Here is a 21,304-nt window from a genome sequence, read left to right as displayed (position 1 = left end):
CCCTCCGATGCTTAATTAAAGTCCGAGACGTTCAAAAATCATATCCACCGGCTTCAGGTGGTAATTGTAGTCAAAGCAATCTTCAATTTCTGCTTCACTAAGCTGATCTGTAATCTTAGGATCTGCTTCAACAAGCTCTCTAAATTGAATGCCTCTTTCCCAAGCATCCATTGCTTTTGGTTGAACGAGATCATACGCCGCTTCACGCGCCATACCTTTATCAATAAGGGACAAAAGAACGCGCTGACTGTAAATCAAGCCGTATGTTCTTGTCATATTGCGCTTCATGTTCTCAGGGAAGACCGTTAGTTTCGAAACAATTCCTGCAAAACGATTAAGCATATAGTTAAGCGCAATTGTTGCATCAGGAAGAATGACACGCTCTGCTGAAGAATGAGAAATATCACGCTCATGCCAGAGAGGAACGTTCTCGTAAGCTGTTGTCATATAGCCACGAATGACACGTGCCATTCCAGTCATGTTCTCAGAACCAATTGGGTTACGCTTATGTGGCATAGCGGAAGACCCCTTTTGTCCCTTCGCGAAAAACTCTTCTACTTCACGCGTTTCACTCTTTTGGAGACCGCGAATTTCAACAGCAAACTTTTCAATCGATGTTGCCACAAGTGCTAGAGCGGACATGTAATGAGCATGACGATCACGTTGAAGCGTTTGTGTAGAAATCGGCGCTGCTTGAAGGCCAAGTTTTTCACAAACATACTGCTCGATAAATGGATCAATGTTTGCATATGTTCCAACTGCCCCAGATAGTTTACCGAATCGAACGTTATCTGAAGCTGTTTTGAATCTTTCAAGGTTACGCTTCATTTCTTCATACCATAGCGCCATTTTAAGACCAAACGTTGTTGGTTCTGCGTGAACACCGTGCGTTCTTCCCATCATGACCGTGTATTTATGTTCCTGCGCTTTTGCTTTTAGAACTTCAATGAACTTCTCAATGTCTTTAATCAAAAGGTCGTTCGCTTGATTCAACTGATAAGACAGTGCTGTATCAACCACATCGGTTGATGTTAGACCGTAGTGCACCCACTTCCGTTCTTCTCCAAGTGTTTCAGATACGGCTCTTGTAAAAGCCACAACATCATGACGTGTTTCTTCTTCAATTTCGTGAATGCGATCAACGTTGAAACCAGCGTTTTCACGTATTTTCTGGACATCTTCTTTCGGGATAATACCAAGTTCTGCCCAAGCTTCACATGCTAGGATCTCGACTTCAAGCCACGCGTTATAGCGGTTTTCTTCTGTCCAAATGGCTCCCATCTCGGGGCGAGTATAACGTTCAATCATTGTAAGTCCTCCTGGTCTCTTGTCTTTACTGCCATAACTTCCATGAGTTCATTTGCTTCATTGCTTCTTCTATTGAAGGGGCAAGAAAGTTGATGTGTCCCATTTTCCGATTAGGCTTTGCTTCGTCTTTCCCATATAAATGTAGCTTTGCTTCACCTAGCTCTGAAATGCTGTTCATTAGCGGAGTCACATGCTGACCGAGCAAGTTTCCCATCACCACAGGTTTTAACAGTTCTGTGTTCCCAAGCGGCAATCCACATATCGCTCGAATATGCTGCTCAAATTGTGATGTCTCACATGCCTCCATCGTATAATGGCCAGAATTATGCGGACGTGGTGCAAGCTCATTCACATAAATCTCATTATCTTTAAGAAATAGCTCAACTGCAAGTGTTCCAACAAGTTGAAGTGAATTTGCAATCTTCTTTCCGACCTCATCCGCTTTCGTAATGACCGCTTCTTCTACTCGAGCTGGAACGATGGTTTGATGAAGAATGTTGTTCACATGAATGTTTTCCCCTATAGGGAATGTGGTTGTTTCCCCCGTTACACTGCGTGTCACAATCACGGAGAGTTCCTTTTGAAATGGAACCCAGCTCTCCAGAATGCAAGGTACATTCGGAAAAGTGAGAGCTTCAACATCTTTTTCTGTTTTTAAAACCCACTGGCCTTTTCCATCGTAACCACCCGTACGTGTTTTAAGGACTGAAGGGAGGCCGATCTTCTCGAGCGCAACCTTAAGGTCTTGATGAGAACCGACCGCTTCAAAAGGTGCTACTTGAAGTCCCGACTTCTGAATCGCTGTCTTCTCAACATAGCGATCCTGCGTTACTCGAAGCAGTTCCCCACCCTGAGGCATATACGCATTTTCTTCCAACCACTTTGCAGTATCATGTGTAATATTTTCAAATTCATAAGTAATCACATCACTTAAATCAGCTAGCTTACGAGCGCCATCTAAGTCATCATAACCACTAACCACTTCATGATCAGATACCTGACCACAAGGGGAATCTTTTTTCGGTTCGAGAACGGCGATTTTGTAGCCCATCTCTCTTGCCTTTAACGCCATCATTCTCCCTAGCTGTCCGCCACCTAAAATTCCAATTGTACTTCCTGGCAAAATGGTTTTCCTCATAAGCTGTCACTACTTTCGAGTACGGTTTCTTTCATCTGATTTCGATAGTCGCTAAGCTTCTGCTCGATCGTTTTATCAGCTAAACTTAGTATTTGCGCAGCAAGCAATCCAGCATTTTTCGCTCCCGCTTTTCCAATCGCCACGGTTGCTACCGGTACGCCGCCTGGCATTTGAACGATCGAAAGGAGAGAATCTAAACCGTTTAATGTGCGTGATTGAACAGGGACGCCAATGACTGGGAGGGTTGTTTTGGCTGCTACCATCCCTGGTAAGTGTGCAGCACCACCAGCACCAGCAATGATGACGTTCAAGCCACGTTCTCTTGCCGATTCTGCATATTCAAACATTAATTCCGGAGTTCGATGAGCCGAAACAACTTTTTTCTCGTATGGTACTTGAAGTTCTTCTAGTATGTCACAGGCATGCTTCATCGTATCCCAATCAGAAGTGCTTCCCATGATAACGCCAACTTTTGCGTTCATGCTATTCCTCCTTAAATGAAGGTGCTAATTAATCGAAATAGTGTGAAAATAACAGAAAAGCCCGAGATAGAATTCTTCTATTTACTTAGAAGAAGCTTCTACCTCGGGCGAAAACACATCCGTCCTGATTTGCGCATACGCAAAACACGACTTTCCCCCTCATAGTCCGACGATTCATGGTCGTCAGGTAGAAACTTATGGGCCTTATTCCCAAGATTATATGAGGTATCCTTTTTGCTCCTCTTTCATAGTAACAAGAGCGACGTTCAACTGTCAACGAAAAATCGAACGATGTGTTTTATATCGACTATAATGTTCGGTTTTTACTTTAACTTTCCATCAAAAACAATTTTCCGACCGGCTAGCTCAGGTTCTTTAGACCCTTTACTTTCTTTAAAGACAGGTTCTTCCCTACGTCTCACAGGCATATATCCTTCGTCATCCATTCGTTTTAAACAGTCAGAAAGTGATTCATTTTCATGAACCTCGAACTTCTTTTTCTTTGCTTTCTTTTCCATACATTACCTCCGAATTTTTCTAACCCAGAATCCACCCTGGAAGGTCCGGGGTTCATAAGAGATAACGAAAGCTTTCGGATCAAGATCTTCAATCGCTTTATAGAGCTTTCTTTCCGATTTACGTGACGTTAGTACTTGCATCACCAAGCGTTCTCCCTGTCTACCATGTGCAAGGTAATGCGTAACACCATACCCGATATCTCTTAATTTATTAGGAATATCATCTTCAAGCTTTGTTGTAATGGCATTCACTGTAATATAACCAAGCGCAAGGTATTCTTCAATCTTCATCCCAACGATAATTCCTACACCAAAACCAAGGGCGTATGCAATTACGTTTTGAATTTGCCCTAGGTTATCGAGGACGAGACCAAGTCCTATAACATATATGGCAATTTCAATTGTTCCTGTAACAGCTGCAAGGTATCGCTGACCTTTAAGTGTTAGAATCGTCCGCATCGTAAGAAACGATACATAGAAGATATTAATCACAAAAATAGTCAAAACCATGCCAAGACCTGTATCCAGCATGTCCATCCTCCTTTTCCCTTATCGTTCTAACTCGAACTTTCCCTAGCATAACACGAGGAAACAGAAAATCGCATGCGATATTTATCGAATTTAGCTAAAAAGTTTCGACTAATTTTTCCATGTTTCTCTTTTAACAGGATTCGTTTTTGAAAACCATTTCTTCAACCTCTTAACAATCACTAGTTTGATGCATATACTGGGAAAAAGCCCGGGGAGGAAACCATATGGGGGACTATTGGAGTCAAATGTATGATTGGCGAAATAAGATGAATAAATTTATGGGGGATGACTTCTGGACAGATTTTCAGGATATGTTCGCTTCAAACGGGCCACTTGTTAATCTTTATGAAGCAGGAAACGAACTTATTTGCACTGTCTACCTTCCGGGAATTAAGAAAATCGATGATGTAGATGTGTACATTCATTACCGGACACTTAAAGTAAAAGGACAGACGACAATGAACCTAAAAGGGTATCAAAACGTTCAGGAAGAGTATAAGCATGGCCCATTTGAGCGCATTGTTGAACTTCCTTTTCCCGTTCGTGATAAACCGATTGATGCAAGTTATAAAAGAGGTATCCTATTAATTCATCTTCATAGACTCATTGAATCAAGAGAAGAGAAAAAACGCCTGAAAATTACAGATATAGACGAATCTTAAAAACAGAGGCAATCGGTATACGTAACCGATTGCCTCTGTTTTGCCTCACCCTCTTCTAAAGAAAGCTAAATAACCCATCTGTTACACCAATACGATAAATATAATAAAACCCAAACCCAATTGAGAGAACTCCTGTTAGCTGAGTTAATCTGTGGTTTAACGTTACCTGTTTTCTTGTAGCGACAAACGGAATGCCAAGAATGGTTGTGAACCCTAGCATGCCGACACATGTCCCGACACCAAAAACAAGAATATAGATAGCCCCCTGCCATAGCGTTTCAACCGTACTCATCGTTAATAGAACCATTGCAGCGCTCCCAGCTAACCCGTGAACAAATCCGATTATTCCTGATTGGATATAGCTACGATTACCTTTCACACCTTTATTAACTGCCTTTGTTAGAAAGGTTCTAATTCCAAGAAACACGAGCATAAACCCAACAAGCATCTCAAGCGACATCGCCCATTTATCTGTAATCGTTGCGTTAAAAATAAAAACAAGCATACCTACTAAAAAGAGTGTTGTTGTATGACCAATTCCCCAATAAACACCAGCTAGTGACGACTTCCACAAACTACGCGTTTTGCTTGCAATTGTTGATACAGCAATCACATGATCCGGTTCAATGGCATGTTTGATACCAAGTAAAAAACCAATGACCAAGATTGATACTAAACTAGCGTCCATTCTTATCCCCCTCTATGTCTGCTACTTGCGCCAGGATATCGCACCTTGGTGGTCAATCGTACGATGCATGAACGCTTCAATCGCACCAAATACCTTCTCAATCAAAGCTGTCCGCTTCGCAAGTATTCTGAAACAGCACCCAGGAACCGCTAATAATGAAACACCATAATGCACTTCATCAAAAGAAGAAAGGTGTTCTCGTAACTCCTCGATCCATTCATCTGTCACATTCGGATGGATAAAAAACAGCGATCCGATATGTGTATTCCCCTCTAAATAAAAAAGCTTATTAACGTCATCCTGAGGTTTTAAACGCAAGTGATCATAGACTGTCAGTTTATGATTTTGATAGACTTTTACCTTTGATGACACAAGCGTGTATGGGAATAGGTCACCCTCTTTTGACCAGCCAGGCGTCACAATATCGGTTAAAAAAAAGACAGCGCTCTTATCCATATAGACGTCTGTTTCCTGTAAAAAACGGGCATCCCGATAAGCAATGAGCGGATCTTGCTTGATATGTAATTCGCTTTGCTCATCCAACTTATAGACGATTTTCTGCTCGACTTGCTTGTTTGGCGTTTTATAAACCTTGGTGGAAGCCTGCGTCGTAACCGCTAACTTCGCGTTCTTCTTCACATTAATTTGCGTAAAATATGTATCGCCATCAACATAGCCACCACCTACGTGGATAAGCTGGACAAGCGGGAGACCCTCCTCTGTGTATGTAGGGCGTGAGATTTTAAACACACCGTTATAGTAAGCATCTGAAAGAACTGATTTGCCGTACCTCTCAGATGCTTCTAGCTCAAGGTAACCTGTATAAGTCACTGCTCAAGTCCTACAAAAAATGCCTGTTCTTTTAACCATTTCACAACATCACTTACACCAGTCTCGTCTTTTAAATTCGCAAAGAAAAACGGCCTGTCTCCTCTAGACTTCAACGTATCTTCGCGCATCACATCAAGGTTCGCTCCTACATATGGGGCAAGATCTGTCTTATTAATGATAAACAAATCTGATTTAATCATCCCTTGTCCACCTTTGCGGGGAATTTTCTCCCCTTGCGCAACATCAATAATGTAAATTGAAAAATCGACAAGCTCTGGACTAAACGTAGCAGCAAGGTTATCCCCACCGCTTTCTACAAAGATGAGATCAAGATCTTCATGACGCTCGTTTAGTTCATCAATGGCTGCAAAGTTCATCGAAGCATCCTCACGAATCGCAGTATGCGGACACCCTCCTGTTTCTACTCCAATAATTCGATCTGAAGGTAAAATCCCATTTTTGTTTAAAAACATCGCATCTTCTTTTGTATAAATATCATTTGTGATAACGGCCATACTAAATTCATTTTTCATTGCCCGTGTTAATCGATCCACTAATAATGTTTTACCTGCACCAACTGGGCCTCCGATGCCAATTCGAATTGGCTCACTCATTTTCATCATCCTTTCGTTAGCTCATAAATAAGCGGACATTAATGGTCTCATGCTGCATTTGTGCGATTTCAAGACCTGGTGCTCCGACCCCAAAGTCACTCTCACCAAGCATCATCACTTTTTCTACGCTATTCGTTAATAACGGTTGAATGTTTACGAGGATTTTCTGGCCATCGGTTTGCCCAAGTGGAACCCCTCTCACCGCATTTTGAACAAGTGATGAAGCCGTCGCAAATCCATAACATGAAACCGCTGTTTCCACATCGATACCAAGTTGGTGAGAGACAATGGCAAATACGAGTGCCCCATGTCCATATGCATTTTTCCTTTTCAATTCAATGAGATACTGATCAAAAATTGAACTGGGATAAAGTGTCGAAACGACTTTAACGAGACGATCCCCAATTCTCCTATTCCCTTCTCTCGTTTCTCGAGCCATGCCAAGCGCATACAATGTTTGATCCAGTTCCCACAGTTTCTCAATGTTCCCTGACTCCAACCACTCATAGGCAAAGCGACAGGCTAGTCCATCCGTATAGACAAGTTGATTAGCTAGAAACAGTTCTAGCACATGTTGAAAGGAAGCGGAATCATGAACGATGCCGTTTGAAATATACGTTTCGATTCCAAACGAATGAGAGAAAGCACCTGATGGAAATTGCGAGTCACTCATTTGTAGCATTGGAAAAAGCGCATTAGTCATGCCCAATGTATTTAAACGCTTCTTTCATTTTTCGTTCCTCGATCACATGTCTGACGTTCAATTCAGTTAACAACCTCACGACGAGATAGTCATGCTGTACAATCATTTCGCTCCCCTCAAATTGTGCTGGCAAATGCCGGTTGCCGAGCATATGCGCTACTTCTCCCATTTGTTTTAAGGAATCAGGCTGAATCACAATCACTTCATCCTCAAGGACACTGACCACAATCATATTTTCTCCTGTTCGATAAAGAATGTCGCCGTCCACCAAATCTTTTGGTACGGACAACTTAATACCAAGCTCTTTCCCATGATCTGTTTTTACACGCTGAATTCGTTTCACAAGCTCATCACTACGCAAATACACTCTTTCTAAGTGTGGCAAAGCTCCTTTTTCTTCATGAATGTTCCCCTTGATTTCACTAATGATCATCGATTCTCCACCTCAAAATAAAAAGTATCGCTGGGCAAGTGGTACACTTGTCGCAGGTTCACAGGTGATCAGTTCACCATCTACTACCACTTCATATGTCTCTGGATCAACTTGAATATCCGGCGTTTCGCCATTGTATTTCATATCTTTTTTTCGAAGCTTTCGAATGTTTTTCACCGGCTTAATGATTTTTTGTAGTTCAAGCTCTTCATGAACCCCTTTTTCAATGGCAGCTTGTGATAAAAAGGTAATCGATGTTTGAGATTTCGCTTTTCCGAATTGTCCAAACATCGGTCGATAAAGAGCTGGCTGCGGCGTAGGGATCGAAGCATTTGGGTCTCCCATCACGCTCCACGCGATCATTCCGCCTTTAACAATCTGCTCCGGCTTTACACCAAAAAAGGCCGGCTTCCATAGAACGAAATCTGCTAACTTTCCCACTTCAATGGACCCAACTTCCTCTGAAATGCCATGCGCAATCGCGGGATTAATTGTATATTTCGCTATATAACGTTTCACACGTTCGTTATCATTGCCATCATCTTTTGGCATGGTTCCGCGCTGCTTTTTCATCTTATCTGCCGTCTGCCATGTTCTAGATATCACTTCGCCAACTCTCCCCATCGCTTGCGAGTCTGAGCTAATGATGCTAAAGACTCCCATATCATGCAGAATATCTTCTGCTGCGATGGTTTCTTTCCTAATTCTCGAGTCCGCAAAAGCCACATCCTCGGGTACTGAAGAATCAAGATGATGGCAAACCATCAGCATATCCAGGTGCTCTGCGATTGTATTGGTTGTAAAAGGCCGAGTTGGGTTCGTAGAGGACGGGAGGATATGTTCATAAGAAGCGGCTTTTATAATATCCGGCGCATGCCCCCCACCTGCTCCTTCTGTATGGTACGTATGGATAACCCTACCATCAATGGCATTCAGCGTATCTTCTACGAATCCACCTTCGTTTAAGGTGTCCGTATGGATCGCGACTTGAACATCGTACTGATCAGCTACCGTTAATGCCGTATCGATAGAAGCAGCTGTTGTCCCCCAATCCTCATGAAGCTTCAAACCAATAGTGCCTGCCTCAATCTGTTCCTTTAACGCCTCTTGCCCTGAAGCATTGCCTTTGCCGAGAAAGCCAAGATTTACAGGAAACGCTTCTGCTGACTCAAGCATACGATGGATATTCCATTTACCAGGTGTACATGTAGTCGCATTCGTTCCTGTCGCTGGCCCCGTTCCTCCTCCCAGCATCGTCGTAATACCAGACTCGATCGCTGTCTCGATTAATTGGGGACAAATAAAATGAATGTGAGAATCGATTCCTCCCGCCGTAACAATCATTCCCTCAGCCGCAATCACTTCTGTAGAAGCACCAATCACAATATCAACATTATCCATTAAATAAGGATTACCGGCCTTACCAATCGAAATAATACGACCATCCTTCACTCCGATGTCAGCTTTATAAATGCCGGTATAATCAACAATGAGAGCATTGGTTACGACTAGATCGACAGACTCAGCTCTTGTAGCGAGCGGATGCTGGCCCATACCATCTCGAATCACCTTTCCCCCACCGAATTTTACTTCATCACCATAGGTTGTTTCATCTCGTTCTACTTCAATAAACAACTCTGTATCAGCTAGTCTAACTTGATCACCAACTGTCGGACCGAACATATCCGAATAAGCTTTTCTTGAAAGTTCAAAACTCATCGATTCACCTCTCGATCTAACGAACCGTTTGTTCGATTATTAAGTCCGAATACCTTTCGATCACCTGAAAATTCAACTAATGTAACTTCTTTCGCATCACCTGGCTCAAACCGAACAGCGGTACCTGCTGCAATATCTAAATGCGTGCCAAAAGCACGATCACGATCAAACGTTAATGCATTATTCACTTCATAGAAATGAAAATGTGATCCAATTTGAACAGGCCGATCACCAACGTTTGTCACTTCTATCTCAGTAGTTTCCCTCTCTTCGTTACAAACGATTGGTGTTGACTTTAACTTGTATTCACCTGGAACCAATGCTTTTCCCCCTCATATAATTGGATCATGCACAGTTACTAATTTGGTACCATCCTGAAAGGTAGCCTCCACCTGTATATCTGAAATCATTTCCGGGACACCTTCCATTACATCTTCTCTAGTCAGAATCTTTCGCCCATACTGCATCAATTCTGCGACGAGCTTTCCATCTCTTGCCCCTTCAAGTACTTCATATGTAATAATTGCAATCGCTTCCGGATAATTTAGTTTTAACCCTCTAGCCTGCCGCCTTCTCGCTAAATCTGCCGCCACGACAATCATTAATTTCTCCTGTTCTCTCGCCATTAGCTTCAAAGAAACTCCCCCCTCACTTACACGGAAACCGAAAATTATGATAATTCACATTATACATAAAATAGAAGGTTATTAAATATCTTAGGGGTATTTTTATTTTACAAGTTCACCTCGTGGTCTAAAAAATTATGACGAAAAACATATTTATATCAACGTTTGGTAACGTATTCATTCTTGTGTTTGTAAGTTTAAAATAATATGTTAGATTAACTAACATTACCGGAATTTCACCATTAAAAAAGAAGAAGCATCTCGCTTCTTCTTTTTGATTACTTATGAAAAATCACTCGTTCTTCTACTGGCTGAAATTCTTTCTCTCCTGGAGGTGCCGTTGGATTGCCAAAAGGCATCTGTGCAATAAGTTCCCAGCTAGAAGGTACATTCCATTTTTCTTTTACTTGATCGTCAATTAATGGATTGTAATGCTGAAGAGAAGCACCCAGTCCTTCTTTTTCTATTGCTGTCCAGATCACAAACTGAAGCATACCAGAAGAATGCTGTGACCACTTCGGAAAATTGTCAGCAAATGTTGGCAGTTTTTCTTGAAGCCCCTTAATGACATCTTGATCTTCAAAGAAAAGAACCGTACCATACCCACTTGCGAATCCGTTCATACGGCCTTCTGTCGCCTCAAACTGATCTGCAGGAACGATAGCGCGAAGCGTCTCTTTTGTAATCTCATTCCAGAGTTTATTATGGTTCTCATCTAAAAGAACAAGTACCCTTGCGCTTTGGGAATTAAAAGCTGAAGGCGTGTGTTTAACCGCATACTCAATCACCTCTTGCAGTTTTTCATCGGAAATGACGCGGTCTTTTCCAATCCCGTAAATGGACCTTCTTGCTTTTACAGCCTCGTAGAACCCCTTCTTGTCTGCATTTGTCTCATTTTTCGTTGCACCAAAAATCCTATCCATCATACTCAAGTTGATAACCACCTTTTTCTTTATTTTTTCAAACTCGGACGAATCCTATTCCCTGAAGGATCATTTGTATAGTACTCATCATCCTTCTGCCATACAATGTGAATACCGCATGATTGCACCTTGAAAATCTCCATTTCCATCAGTGGTCGTGTGCTCTCTGTGATGTTAAAGGATCTTGAGCAACAGGGGATCGTTATACGAAAAGTATATTCTGAGACACCAGTTCGGATAGAATACTCTTTGAGTGATAAAGAGTACGCACTCGCTCCGGTTTTACAAGAGATTGAAAACTGGGCAGAGCACTGGGTAGAAAGTGATGATACTGGTAAGGCAAAATAGCATAAAAAAACCGATTGATCTTATTTTGAGTAATCGGCTTTTGTTTTAATGGATAAAAAAGCTTTTTGGAAGTGAATTAGTTGAAAATGAGGTCTAATTCCGCGATACTTTAAATAATTCCGCGAAAATCGGATTTATTCCGCGCTTTCGCATGATAATTCCGCGAATTTGAGATTAATTCCGCAAACGTCATGAATGAGGGCTTGGAGCTAGTGAAAAGTCATCCATAAAACCATATAAAAAAAGCGAGAAACCATTTGGTCTCTCGCCTTTCTTCTTTGCCCAGCGACGTCCTACTCTTGCAGGGGGAGATCCCCCAACTACCATCGGCGCTAGAGAGCTTAACTTCCGTATTCTCATACGGGGCGCGATAAGCGGCGAACTTCTTCGTCAGCTGCGCGCTGCCAGATCCTCATGGATCTTCAAATATCCACTCCGGTCTGACATCACTTGCTTCCTCGAATTTCTTGCTTCTCCCACCCCTACGTAGCTTTCGAAGAAGTTTTGATTGTCTCACATGAAGCTTTTTTCTCTTGCGAGTTTTCAAGTCTTTATCAATAAAAAAAAGCGAGAAACCAATCGGTCTCTCGCCTTTCTTCTTTGCCCAGCGACGTCCTACTCTTGCAGGGGGAGATCCCCCAACTACCATCGGCGCTGAAGAGCTTAACTTCCGTGTTCGGCATGGGAACGGGTGTGGCCTCTTCGCCATCGTCACTAGACAATTCAGGTGTTCCCTGAAAACTAGATAGCACGCACAACGTATTCCAATAATGTGTCCAGCTACGTAAGCCAAATCCTCGATCGTTTCACCTTTTGATTCTGACGCAAAAAGCGCGTCTGATTCAAAAGCTTCCAACGCTTGTCGGATTTAAACGGCTTACTTCGCTTTTCGTTTTAGGTTAAGCCCTCGATCGATTAGTATTCGTCAGCTCCACGTGTTGCCACGCTTCCACCCCGAACCTATCTACCTCATCATCTCTAAGGGATCTTATCAGCTTAATGCTGTGGGAAATCTCATCTCGAGGGGGGCTTCATGCTTAGATGCTTTCAGCACTTATCCCTTCCACACGTAGCTACCCAGCTATGCTCCTGGCGGAACAACTGGTACACCAGCGGTGTGTCCATCCCGGTCCTCTCGTACTAAGGACAGCTCCTCTCAAATTTCCTGCGCCCGCGACGGATAGGGACCGAACTGTCTCACGACGTTCTGAACCCAGCTCGCGTACCGCTTTAATGGGCGAACAGCCCAACCCTTGGGACCTACTTCAGCCCCAGGATGCGATGAGCCGACATCGAGGTGCCAAACCTCCCCGTCGATGTGGACTCTTGGGGGAGATAAGCCTGTTATCCCCAGGGTAGCTTTTATCCGTTGAGCGATGGCCCTTCCATGCGGAACCACCGGATCACTAAGCCCGACTTTCGTCCCTGCTCGACTTGTAGGTCTCGCAGTCAAGCTCCCTTGTGCCTTTACACTCTGCGAATGATTTCCAACCATTCTGAGGGAACCTTTGGGCGCCTCCGTTACACTTTAGGAGGCGACCGCCCCAGTCAAACTGCCCACCTGACACTGTCTCCGCACCGGATCACGGTGCTGGGTTAGAATGTCAGTACAGCCAGGGTAGTATCCCACCGACGCCTCCATCGAACCTGGCGGTCCGACTTCTATGGCTCCTACCTATCCTGTACAAGCTGTACCAAAATCCAATATCAGGCTACAGTAAAGCTCCATGGGGTCTTTCCGTCCTGTCGCGGGTAACCTGCATCTTCACAGGTACTATAATTTCACCGGGTCTCTCGTTGAGACAGTATCCAAGTCGTTGCACCTTTCGTGCGGGTCGGAACTTACCCGACAAGGAATTTCGCTACCTTAGGACCGTTATAGTTACGGCCGCCGTTTACTGGGGCTTCGATTCAGAGCTTCTCCCGTAAGGGATAACCCCTCCTCTTAACCTTCCAGCACCGGGCAGGTGTCAGCCCCTATACTTCGCCTTACGGCTTTGCAGAGACCTGTGTTTTTGCTAAACAGTCGCTTGGATCTTTTCACTGCGGCTCCCCTGGGCTATTAACCCGAGGAAGCACCCCTTCTCCCGAAGTTACGGGGTCATTTTGCCGAGTTCCTTAACGAGAGTTCTCCCGATCGTCTTAGGATTCTCTCCTCGCCTACCTGTGTCGGTTTGCGGTACGGGCACCTCTTTCCTCACTAGAGGCTTTTCTTGGCAGCGTAGAATCAAGGACTTCGGTACTAAATTTCCCTCGCCATCACGACTCAGCCTTCACGGTGAACGGATTTACCTATTCACCAGCCTAATCGCTTGGACGCGCATTTCCAGCAGCGCGCTCTCCCTATCTTTCTGCGTCCCCCCGTCGTTCAAACGGAAAGGAGGTGGTACAGGAATATCAACCTGTTATCCATCGCCTACGCCTTTCGGCCTCGGCTTAGGTCCCGACTAACCCTGAGCGGACGAGCCTTCCTCAGGAAACCTTGGGCTTTCGACGGACAAGATTCTCACTTGTCTTTCGCTACTCATACCGGCATTCTCACTTCTAAGCGCTCCACCAGTCCTTTCGGTCTGACTTCACAGCCCTTAGAACGCTCTCCTACCATTGTCGTAAGACAATCCACAGCTTCGGTGATACGTTTAGCCCCGGTACATTTTCGGCGCAGCGTCACTCGACCAGTGAGCTATTACGCACTCTTTAAATGATGGCTGCTTCTAAGCCAACATCCTGGTTGTCTAAGCAACGCCACATCCTTTTCCACTTAACGTATACTTTGGGACCTTAGCTGGTGGTCTGGGCTGTTTCCCTCTCGACTACGGATCTTATCACTCGCAGTCTGACTCCCGCGGATAAATCGTTGGCATTCGGAGTTTGACTGGATTCGGTAATCCGGTAAGGACCCCTAGTCCAATCAGTGCTCTACCTCCAAGATTCTTGCCGCGAGGCTAGCCCTAAAGCTATTTCGGAGAGAACCAGCTATCTCCAGGTTCGATTGGCATTTCACCGCTACCCACACCTCATCCCCGCATTTTTCAACATGCGTGGGTTCGGGCCTCCATTCAGTGTTACCTGAACTTCACCCTGGACATGGGTAGATCACCTGGTTTCGGGTCTACGACCACGTACTATTTCGCCCTATTCAGACTCGCTTTCGCTGCGGCTCCGCCTTATCAGCTTAACCTTGCACGGGATCGTAACTCGCCGGTTCATTCTACAAAAGGCACGCTGTCACCCATTAACGGGCTCCAACTAGTTGTAGGCACACGGTTTCAGGTTCTCTTTCACTCCCCTTCCGGGGTGCTTTTCACCTTTCCCTCACGGTACTGGTTCACTATCGGTCACTAGAGAGTATTTAGCCTTGGGAGATGGTCCTCCCAGATTCCGACGGGGTTTCACGTGTCCCGCCGTACTCAGGATCCGTCTCGGAGGGCAGCGGATTTTGACTACAGGATTGTTACCTTCTGTGATGGACCTTTCCAGGTCGCTTCGTCTATCCGTGCCTTTGTAACTCCAAAGAGACGTCCTACAACCCCAGAGGGCAAGCCCTCTGGTTTGGGCTGATTCCGTTTCGCTCGCCGCTACTCAGGAAATCGCATTTGCTTTCTCTTCCTCCGGGTAATGAGATGTTTCAGTTCCCCGGGTCTGCCTTCCATTCCCTATGTATTCAGAAATGGATACCATCCTATTAAAGATGGTGGGTTCCCCCATTCGGAAATCTCCGGATCAAAGCGTACTTACAGCTCCCCGAAGCATATCGGTGTTCGTCCCGTCCTTCTTAGGCTTCTAGTGCCAAGGCATCCACCGTGCGCCCTTAGTAGCTTAACCTTCGATTTGTTAGGCATTGCTGCCATAACGCATCAGTTATTACTAAGTTCTTGCATAAAAATAATTATTGGATGTCGTTGTTTATGCTATCTAGTTTTCAAGGAACAATGGCTACTAGTTAATTAAACGTTTGTTTAACTATATAGTAGATGTGTTGGTGGAGCCTAGCGGGATCGAACCGCTGACCTCCTGCGTGCAAGGCAGGCGCTCTCCCAGCTGAGCTAAGGCCCCAGGATTCTTTTATGGTGGGCCTGAGTGGACTCGAACCACCGACCTCACGCTTATCAGGCGTGCGCTCTAACCAGCTGAGCTACAGGCCCACAAAAGAAAAGCAAATACCCCGACATAGCCATTAGCCGGAGGTGTTTCTACGAAGAGACTTGCTCTTCTTCAAAACTTACCTTTTCAGTTGAAAGAAGTAATCATTCTTTCAAAACTAAACGAAACGCTCATGTAAGGTTGGTAACGTAAGTTACCTTCGTAATTCTCCATAGAAAGGAGGTGATCCAGCCGCACCTTCCGATACGGCTACCTTGTTACGACTTCACCCCAATCATTTGTCCCACCTTCGGCGGCTGGCTCCATAAAGGTTACCCCACCGACTTCGGGTGTTACAAACTCTCGTGGTGTGACGGGCGGTGTGTACAAGGCCCGGGAACGTATTCACCGCGGCATGCTGATCCGCGATTACTAGCAATTCCGGCTTCATGCAGGCGAGTTGCAGCCTGCAATCCGAACTGAGAACGGCTTTATGGGATTTGCTTCACCTCGCGGTGTTGCTGCCCTTTGTACCGTCCATTGTAGCACGTGTGTAGCCCAGGTCATAAGGGGCATGATGATTTGACGTCATCCCCACCTTCCTCCGGTTTGTCACCGGCAGTCACCTTAGAGTGCCCAACTAAATGCTGGCAACTAAGATCAAGGGTTGCGCTCGTTGCGGGACTTAACCCAACATCTCACGACACGAGCTGACGACAACCATGCACCACCTGTCACTCTGTCCCCCGAAGGGGAACGTCCTGTCTCCAGGATTGTCAGAGGATGTCAAGACCTGGTAAGGTTCTTCGCGTTGCTTCGAATTAAACCACATGCTCCACTGCTTGTGCGGGCCCCCGTCAATTCCTTTGAGTTTCAACCTTGCGGTCGTACTCCCCAGGCGGAGTGCTTAATGTGTTAACTTCAGCACTGAGGGTGGAACCCCCCAACACCTAGCACTCATCGTTTACGGCGTGGACTACCAGGGTATCTAATCCTGTTTGCTCCCCACGCTTTCGCGCCTCAGCGTCAGTTACAGACCAGAGAGCCGCCTTCGCCACTGGTGTTCCTCCACATATCTACGCATTTCACCGCTACACGTGGAATTCCACTCTCCTCTTCTGCACTCAAGTCCTCCAGTTTCCAATGACCCTCCACGGTTGAGCCGTGGGCTTTCACATCAGACTTAAAAGACCGCCTGCGCGCGCTTTACGCCCAATAATTCCGGACAACGCTTGCCACCTACGTATTACCGCGGCTGCTGGCACGTAGTTAGCCGTGGCTTTCTGGTTAGGTACCGTCAAGGTACCGCCCTATTCGAACGGTACTTGTTCTTCCCTAACAACAGAGCTTTACGACCCGAAGGCCTTCGTCACTCACGCGGCGTTGCTCCGTCAGACTTTCGTCCATTGCGGAAGATTCCCTACTGCTGCCTCCCGTAGGAGTCTGGGCCGTGTCTCAGTCCCAGTGTGGCCGATCACCCTCTCAGGTCGGCTACGCATCGTCGCCTTGGTAAGCCATTACCTTACCAACTAGCTAATGCGCCGCGGGCCCATCCTGCAGTGTTAGCTCAGAAAGCCAACTTTCAACATTGCACCATGCGGTGCGATGTATTACCCGGTATTAGCTCCGGTTTCCCGGAGTTATCCCAGTCTGCAGGGCAGGTTGCCCACGTGTTACTCACCCGTCCGCCGCTAAGATCAGGGAGCAAGCTCCCATCTCTTCGCTCGACTTGCATGTATTAGGCACGCCGCCAGCGTTCGTCCTGAGCCAGGATCAAACTCTCCGATAGAAAGCTTAATCTAGCTTTTAAAACAATTTTTGTTTCCGTAGAAACAACTACTTACATGGCGTTTCGTTCAGTTTTCAAAGAGCAATTCGTTTCTTTCGTTGTCGTTTTCAGCGACCCAACTAATATATCATGTTGTCCCGTTTGATGTCAACAACTTTTTTAAAATGTTTTGAATGGTGTTACGCGCTTTATTTCAGCGGCAACGTTATCTATAATACATGAAGATTAAAATGAAGTCAATCATTTTTTTATGTGTTTGCTGTCGTTTTCTTAACAACGTTCTCTACTTTATCAGTAAAGTACGATATGGTCAATGGTATTTAACAAATTCAAAGAAAACATTCTAGTAAAGGTTGCTTAAAACAGAACAGGTAAAGTAAACTCTTTTCACATTTACTCATTTCCATTTAATGAAGTTTTTCTTTTAATTCAGTAAGTGAATCAATTTTTTTATGATTAAACAAACGTTTGATTAGCTTCTCTCCGCTTCAAGAATAAATGATTCTTTCAATGACTCCCTTTGCTTTTACCCCACAAAAAAAAGCAGCCGGTTTGGCTGCTTTTAAACTTACTATGCTAAAAATACAAAATAGGCGATAAACACGAAGAACAGTCCGTACATAATTGGATGAATGTTCTTTCCTTCCCCTTTTACAACCATCGTGATCGGGTACATGACGAATCCAAGCGCAATTCCTGTTGCGATGCTATAAGTCAGCGGCATCGCTATAATGGTTAGAAACGCGGGAACCGCAATCTCAAATCGTTTCCACTCAATGTTACCTAGTACGCTCACCATCAGGACACCTACGATAATCAACACTGGTGCTGTGACCGAAGGAGTCACGACTGCTAATAATGGAGAGAAGAATAATGCAAGCAAGAAAAAACCTGCTGTTACGACCGAAGTAAAACCAGTTCGTCCTCCAGCCGCTACTCCTGATGATGACTCAATGTAGGCAGTCGTTGTTGACGTTCCAAGTACAGCGCCAAGAACTGTTGCAGATGAATCTGCAAATAAAGCTTTTCCCGCTCTTGGGAGTTTATTGTCTTTCATTATCCCAGCTTGTGTTGCTACAGCAATTAAAGTACCAGCCGTGTCAAAGAAATCAACGAATAAGAAGGTTAAAACAACGACAAGCATGTCAATCGTTAACAAATCACCAAGGTGACCAAAAGCGACGCCGAACGTTGGTTCAAGGCTTGGCACACTTCCCACAATGCCATCTGGTATTGGTACCTGATTAAAGATCATTCCTACGATCGCTGTAATCACCATTCCGTAAAAAATACCACCCGTAACGTTACGGACCATTAGAATAACCGTGATAATTAATCCGAATACAGCAAGCAACGTTGGTCCCGCAAGAAGGTTCCCTAGCTGTACAAGGGTAGAATCGTTATTTTGAACGATTCCTGCACTTTGAAGACCAATAAATGCAATAAAGAGTCCAATTCCACTCGCGGCTGCATATTTTAATTCCATTGGAATGGCGTTAATAATCATTTCTCTTATTTTAAAAATAGTAATAATAATAAAGATAATTCCTGAAACAAGTACCCCGGCAAGGGCTGTTTCCCATGGTACACCCATAACAGTGACAACTGAGTAGGTGAAGAACGCATTCAATCCCATTCCTGGTGCTAGAGCAATCGGATATCCAGCTAACACACCCATAATTAATGTACCAAGAGCTGCAGCAAGAGCTGTAGCGGTAAACACGGCGCCTTGATCCATTCCCGCGTCAGCCAATACTGCCGGGTTAACGAATAGAATATAAGCCATTGATAAGAACGTCGTTAATCCCGCAATTGTTTCTTTTCTATATGTTGTATTGTGTTCTTGGAAGCGAAAAAAACGATCCATTTCTTAATTCCCCCTTTTTCCCTTCATCCATCTTTCTAACAGGCTCGTTACCTTTGCTTATTCTCTGCTAAGGAAGGTTAACCATTCCTGAAAAAGAAAAAAAGCCCCGGGTTCTCTACCCGGAGCGGACTAATAGGAAAAGAGAGAACGGCTTAAGAGTCGCTACAGGAGCATACTCTTTCACCACTTCCTCTGTTTCCTTCGTAGTCAGGTTATTTACGGTAACCTGGTAGAGACTTTCGGGCCTTATTCCCGATGTTATACGATGGATGGTCGTTCTATTTATTTACTTTTGTAGTGTATCAGCAATCAGACACGCCGTCAACAAAAAACACGAACATTTTATCTATTTATTATATTTTTGTTCGTGTTTATTCCCACTCAATGGTAGCTGGCGGCTTAGAAGTGATATCATACACAACGCGGTTAACATGATCAACTTCATTGACGATTCTCGTAGATATGATTTCAAGAATTTCAAATGGAATGCGAGCCCAGTCTGACGTCATTCCATCAATAGATGTTACAGCACGAACACCGATTGTGTAATCATATGTTCTTGCATCTCCCATCACCCCTACACTTCGGAAATCAGGAAGGGCTGTGAAGTATTGCCAGATATCACGATCAAGTCCTGCTTTTTTAATTTCTTCTCGAAGGATGGCATCAGAATCGCGAACGACTTTAAGCTTTTCTTCCGTTATTTCGCCAATCACACGGATTCCAAGACCAGGGCCAGGGAATGGCTGTCTCCAAACGATTTCATCAGGAAGACCAAGCTCAGTTCCTACTTTACGTACTTCATCTTTAAACAGCATGTTCAACGGTTCAATTAAATCAAGCTTCATGTCTTCAGGAAGGCCGCCTACGTTGTGATGAGACTTAATTGTTTGAGCAGTAGCCGTTCCACTTTCAACGATATCTGTGTAAAGCGTTCCTTGAGCTAGGAATGACATATCCTCAAGCTTTTCAGACTCTTCTTCAAACACATAGATAAACTCGTTTCCAATGATTTTACGCTTTTTCTCTGGATCCGTTACGCCTTTAAGCTTTGTAAGAAAACGATCGGCTGCGTCAATTTTGATCAGGTTCATTTCAAACCCTTCACCAAATGTTTTCATGACGCTGTCTGCCTCACCCTTACGAAGAAGACCATGATCAACAAACATACATGTTAGCTGGTCACCAATCGCTCGGTGAATTAACGCCGCTACTACAGAAGAATCGACTCCTCCACTTAGCGCACAAAGAACCTTTTTATTTCCAACCGCTTCACGGATTGTATCGATTTGCTCATCAATGAAGTTCTCCATTGACCATTCACCTTTGCATTCACATACCTTGTAAACGAAATTCTTTAGCAATTCATTTCCGTACTCTGTATGACGAACTTCAGGGTGGAATTGAACACCATAAAGATGACGAGAAACGTCACTCATAGCTGCTACTGGACATGATGGGTTCGTTGCCGCTACTTCAAATCCTTCTGGTGGAGCTTTCACTAGATCTCCATGGCTCATCCAAACAGATTGTTCTTCAGGAAGACCATCATATAAAGGAGATTTATCGTTAATGGTTAGCATAGCCTTACCATACTCACGATGCGTTGCTGCTTCTACACTTCCACCAAAATGATGCGTCATCAGCTGCATACCATAACAGATTCCAAGAACCGGAATACCAAGTTCGAAAATTTCTTCATCACAGCGCGGTGCGTCTTCACCATAAACACTGTTCGGACCACCTGAGAAAATAATTCCTTTTGGATTAATCTTCTTAACTTCTTCAGCTGTAATGGTGTTCGGATGCAATTCACTAAATACGCCAAGATCACGAATACGTCTCGCAATTAGTTGGTTGTACTGTCCACCAAAATCGAGGACAATAATGGATTCCTGTTCTTCTAACATCTAATTCCCTCACTTCTATTTAGTCTCTAGTAGCATTTCCTAAATCCAATTAAAAAACGAAAGATTGCTAAGTTATTCTACTTCTTCCCTCCCAGGTTACACAAAAAAGCCAGAACTCTGCCATGGTACAA

General features: G+C 44.4%; 18 protein-coding genes, 2 tRNA genes, 3 rRNA genes and 2 riboswitches. Of the genes, 2 read left to right on the top strand and 21 right to left on the bottom strand.

All coding sequences use genetic code 11. The features are described 5' to 3' along the window. Positions 1-15: 15 nt before the first annotated feature. The 5 genes from purB to ATG70_RS19705 all read right to left on the bottom strand — a co-directional run bounded on the left by purB (position 16) and on the right by ATG70_RS19705 (position 3,977). Positions 16-1,308 (bottom strand): adenylosuccinate lyase, encoded by a 1,293-nt coding sequence (gene purB, locus ATG70_RS19725; protein ID WP_098446122.1) that lies wholly within the window; start codon positions 1,306-1,308, stop codon positions 16-18. 25 nt (positions 1,309-1,333) lie between these two features. Beyond that, positions 1,334-2,446 carry a 5-(carboxyamino)imidazole ribonucleotide synthase gene (gene purK, locus ATG70_RS19720; RefSeq protein ID WP_098446121.1) on the bottom strand — a complete coding sequence of 371 codons (1,113 nt, stop codon included), beginning with the start codon at positions 2,444-2,446 and terminating at the stop codon, positions 1,334-1,336. Next, positions 2,443-2,928, bottom strand: a complete 486-nt coding sequence (purE, locus tag ATG70_RS19715) for a 5-(carboxyamino)imidazole ribonucleotide mutase (protein ID WP_098446120.1) — start codon at positions 2,926-2,928, stop codon at positions 2,443-2,445. Before purE ends, purK begins: the two co-directional genes overlap by 4 nt. A gap of 142 nt (positions 2,929-3,070) precedes the next feature. Then, positions 3,071-3,172, bottom strand: a riboswitch (purine riboswitch). Positions 3,173-3,251: 79 nt separating this feature from the next. After that, the gene (locus ATG70_RS19710) at positions 3,252-3,446 is read right to left on the bottom strand and encodes an NETI motif-containing protein (protein ID WP_098446118.1); all 195 of its coding nucleotides are present in this window, start codon (positions 3,444-3,446) and stop codon (positions 3,252-3,254) included. 3 nt (positions 3,447-3,449) lie between these two features. After that, positions 3,450-3,977, bottom strand: a complete 528-nt coding sequence (locus ATG70_RS19705; RefSeq protein WP_098446117.1) for a DUF2179 domain-containing protein — start codon at positions 3,975-3,977, stop codon at positions 3,450-3,452. A gap of 224 nt (positions 3,978-4,201) precedes the next feature. Here ATG70_RS19705 and ATG70_RS19700 point away from each other — a divergent pair, with 224 nt between their 5' ends. Continuing rightward, the gene (locus ATG70_RS19700) at positions 4,202-4,639 is read left to right on the top strand and encodes an Hsp20/alpha crystallin family protein (RefSeq protein ID WP_098446116.1); all 438 of its coding nucleotides are present in this window, start codon (positions 4,202-4,204) and stop codon (positions 4,637-4,639) included. A 55-nt stretch (positions 4,640-4,694) separates the two neighbouring features. Here the strand turns inward: ATG70_RS19700 and ATG70_RS19695 are convergent, their stop codons facing one another. The 9 genes from ATG70_RS19695 to ATG70_RS19655 all read right to left on the bottom strand — a co-directional run bounded on the left by ATG70_RS19695 (position 4,695) and on the right by ATG70_RS19655 (position 11,179). Next, positions 4,695-5,327, bottom strand: coding sequence for a HoxN/HupN/NixA family nickel/cobalt transporter (locus ATG70_RS19695; protein ID WP_098446114.1), 633 nt, complete (start codon positions 5,325-5,327; stop codon positions 4,695-4,697). Positions 5,328-5,348: 21 nt separating this feature from the next. After that, entirely contained in the window at positions 5,349-6,158 is an 810-nt protein-coding gene (locus tag ATG70_RS19690) for an urease accessory protein UreD (protein ID WP_098446113.1), read from the bottom strand. Next, a complete protein-coding gene (gene ureG, locus ATG70_RS19685) occupies positions 6,155-6,772 on the bottom strand; it encodes an urease accessory protein UreG (RefSeq protein ID WP_098446112.1) in 618 nt (205 codons plus the stop codon). The genes ATG70_RS19690 and ureG overlap by 4 nt, the downstream gene beginning before the upstream one ends. Before the next feature lie 16 nt (positions 6,773-6,788). Then, positions 6,789-7,475, bottom strand: a complete 687-nt coding sequence (locus ATG70_RS19680) for an urease accessory protein UreF (protein WP_098446110.1) — start codon at positions 7,473-7,475, stop codon at positions 6,789-6,791. After that, a complete protein-coding gene (locus ATG70_RS19675; protein ID WP_098446109.1) occupies positions 7,468-7,908 on the bottom strand; it encodes an urease accessory protein UreE in 441 nt (146 codons plus the stop codon). Before ATG70_RS19675 ends, ATG70_RS19680 begins: the two co-directional genes overlap by 8 nt. Positions 7,909-7,920: 12 nt before the next feature. Beyond that, positions 7,921-9,627, bottom strand: coding sequence for an urease subunit alpha (gene ureC / locus ATG70_RS19670; protein ID WP_098446108.1), 1,707 nt, complete (start codon positions 9,625-9,627; stop codon positions 7,921-7,923). Beyond that, on the bottom strand, positions 9,624-9,947 hold the full coding sequence (locus tag ATG70_RS19665) for an urease subunit beta (RefSeq protein WP_098446106.1): 324 nt from the start codon (positions 9,945-9,947) through the stop codon (positions 9,624-9,626). Before ATG70_RS19665 ends, ureC begins: the two co-directional genes overlap by 4 nt. Positions 9,948-9,959: 12 nt before the next feature. Next, complete coding sequence (locus tag ATG70_RS19660; RefSeq protein ID WP_098446105.1) at positions 9,960-10,262, bottom strand: urease subunit gamma; 303 nt, start codon at positions 10,260-10,262, stop codon at positions 9,960-9,962. A gap of 269 nt (positions 10,263-10,531) precedes the next feature. After that, positions 10,532-11,179, bottom strand: coding sequence for a nitroreductase family protein (locus ATG70_RS19655; RefSeq protein WP_373560803.1), 648 nt, complete (start codon positions 11,177-11,179; stop codon positions 10,532-10,534). Between the two features lie 126 nt (positions 11,180-11,305). Here ATG70_RS19655 and ATG70_RS19650 point away from each other — a divergent pair, with 126 nt between their 5' ends. Beyond that, positions 11,306-11,524: a winged helix-turn-helix transcriptional regulator gene (locus tag ATG70_RS19650; RefSeq protein ID WP_306472724.1), complete on the top strand. Its 219-nt coding sequence runs from the start codon at positions 11,306-11,308 to the stop codon at positions 11,522-11,524. Between the two features lie 602 nt (positions 11,525-12,126). Here ATG70_RS19650 and rrf read toward each other — a convergent pair. From rrf to guaA, 7 genes are all read right to left on the bottom strand, one after another. Further along, positions 12,127-12,243 (bottom strand): 5S ribosomal RNA (rrf, locus tag ATG70_RS19645). Positions 12,244-12,419: 176 nt separating this feature from the next. Continuing rightward, positions 12,420-15,349, bottom strand: a 23S ribosomal RNA gene (locus tag ATG70_RS19640). A 155-nt stretch (positions 15,350-15,504) separates the two neighbouring features. Continuing rightward, positions 15,505-15,580: transfer RNA gene (locus ATG70_RS19635), tRNA-Ala, on the bottom strand. Positions 15,581-15,592: 12 nt separating this feature from the next. Beyond that, a tRNA-Ile gene (locus tag ATG70_RS19630) sits at positions 15,593-15,669 on the bottom strand. A 174-nt stretch (positions 15,670-15,843) separates the two neighbouring features. After that, positions 15,844-17,396: ribosomal RNA gene (locus ATG70_RS19625) — 16S ribosomal RNA — on the bottom strand. The 16S, 23S and 5S rRNA genes sit together here with 2 tRNA genes alongside, the layout of an rRNA operon. A 571-nt stretch (positions 17,397-17,967) precedes the next feature. Further along, positions 17,968-19,263, bottom strand: coding sequence for an NCS2 family permease (locus tag ATG70_RS19620; protein WP_098446103.1), 1,296 nt, complete (start codon positions 19,261-19,263; stop codon positions 17,968-17,970). 184 nt (positions 19,264-19,447) lie between these two features. Beyond that, positions 19,448-19,549: riboswitch (purine riboswitch) on the bottom strand. An 85-nt stretch (positions 19,550-19,634) separates the two neighbouring features. After that, positions 19,635-21,173, bottom strand: coding sequence for a glutamine-hydrolyzing GMP synthase (guaA, locus tag ATG70_RS19615; RefSeq protein WP_098446102.1), 1,539 nt, complete (start codon positions 21,171-21,173; stop codon positions 19,635-19,637). Positions 21,174-21,304: the final 131 nt, after the last annotated feature.

This window comes from Bacillus sp. es.036 (assembly GCF_002563635.1).
GTDB lineage: Bacteria > Bacillota > Bacilli > Bacillales > Guptibacillaceae > Guptibacillus.
This window is presented reverse-complemented; position numbering and strand designations above follow the sequence as displayed.

What these genes read in the sequence shown, in the direction of transcription:
- purB (WP_098446122.1), bottom strand. Translation starts at nt 1,308, where the DNA reads ATGATTGAACGTTATACTCGCCCCGAGATGGGAGCCATTTGGACAGAA.
- purK (WP_098446121.1), bottom strand. Translation starts at nt 2,446, where the DNA reads ATGAGGAAAACCATTTTGCCAGGAAGTACAATTGGAATTTTAGGTGGC.
- purE (WP_098446120.1), bottom strand. Translation starts at nt 2,928, where the DNA reads ATGAACGCAAAAGTTGGCGTTATCATGGGAAGCACTTCTGATTGGGAT.
- ATG70_RS19710 (WP_098446118.1), bottom strand. Translation starts at nt 3,446, where the DNA reads ATGGAAAAGAAAGCAAAGAAAAAGAAGTTCGAGGTTCATGAAAATGAA.
- ATG70_RS19705 (WP_098446117.1), bottom strand. Translation starts at nt 3,977, where the DNA reads ATGCTGGATACAGGTCTTGGCATGGTTTTGACTATTTTTGTGATTAAT.
- ATG70_RS19700 (WP_098446116.1), top strand. Translation starts at nt 4,202, where the DNA reads ATGGGGGACTATTGGAGTCAAATGTATGATTGGCGAAATAAGATGAAT.
- ATG70_RS19695 (WP_098446114.1), bottom strand. Translation starts at nt 5,327, where the DNA reads ATGGACGCTAGTTTAGTATCAATCTTGGTCATTGGTTTTTTACTTGGT.
- ureG (WP_098446112.1), bottom strand. Translation starts at nt 6,772, where the DNA reads ATGAGTGAGCCAATTCGAATTGGCATCGGAGGCCCAGTTGGTGCAGGT.
- ATG70_RS19680 (WP_098446110.1), bottom strand. Translation starts at nt 7,475, where the DNA reads ATGACTAATGCGCTTTTTCCAATGCTACAAATGAGTGACTCGCAATTT.
- ATG70_RS19675 (WP_098446109.1), bottom strand. Translation starts at nt 7,908, where the DNA reads ATGATCATTAGTGAAATCAAGGGGAACATTCATGAAGAAAAAGGAGCT.
- ureC (WP_098446108.1), bottom strand. Translation starts at nt 9,627, where the DNA reads ATGAGTTTTGAACTTTCAAGAAAAGCTTATTCGGATATGTTCGGTCCG.
- ATG70_RS19655 (WP_373560803.1), bottom strand. Translation starts at nt 11,179, where the DNA reads ATGATGGATAGGATTTTTGGTGCAACGAAAAATGAGACAAATGCAGAC.
- ATG70_RS19620 (WP_098446103.1), bottom strand. Translation starts at nt 19,263, where the DNA reads ATGGATCGTTTTTTTCGCTTCCAAGAACACAATACAACATATAGAAAA.
- guaA (WP_098446102.1), bottom strand. Translation starts at nt 21,173, where the DNA reads ATGTTAGAAGAACAGGAATCCATTATTGTCCTCGATTTTGGTGGACAG.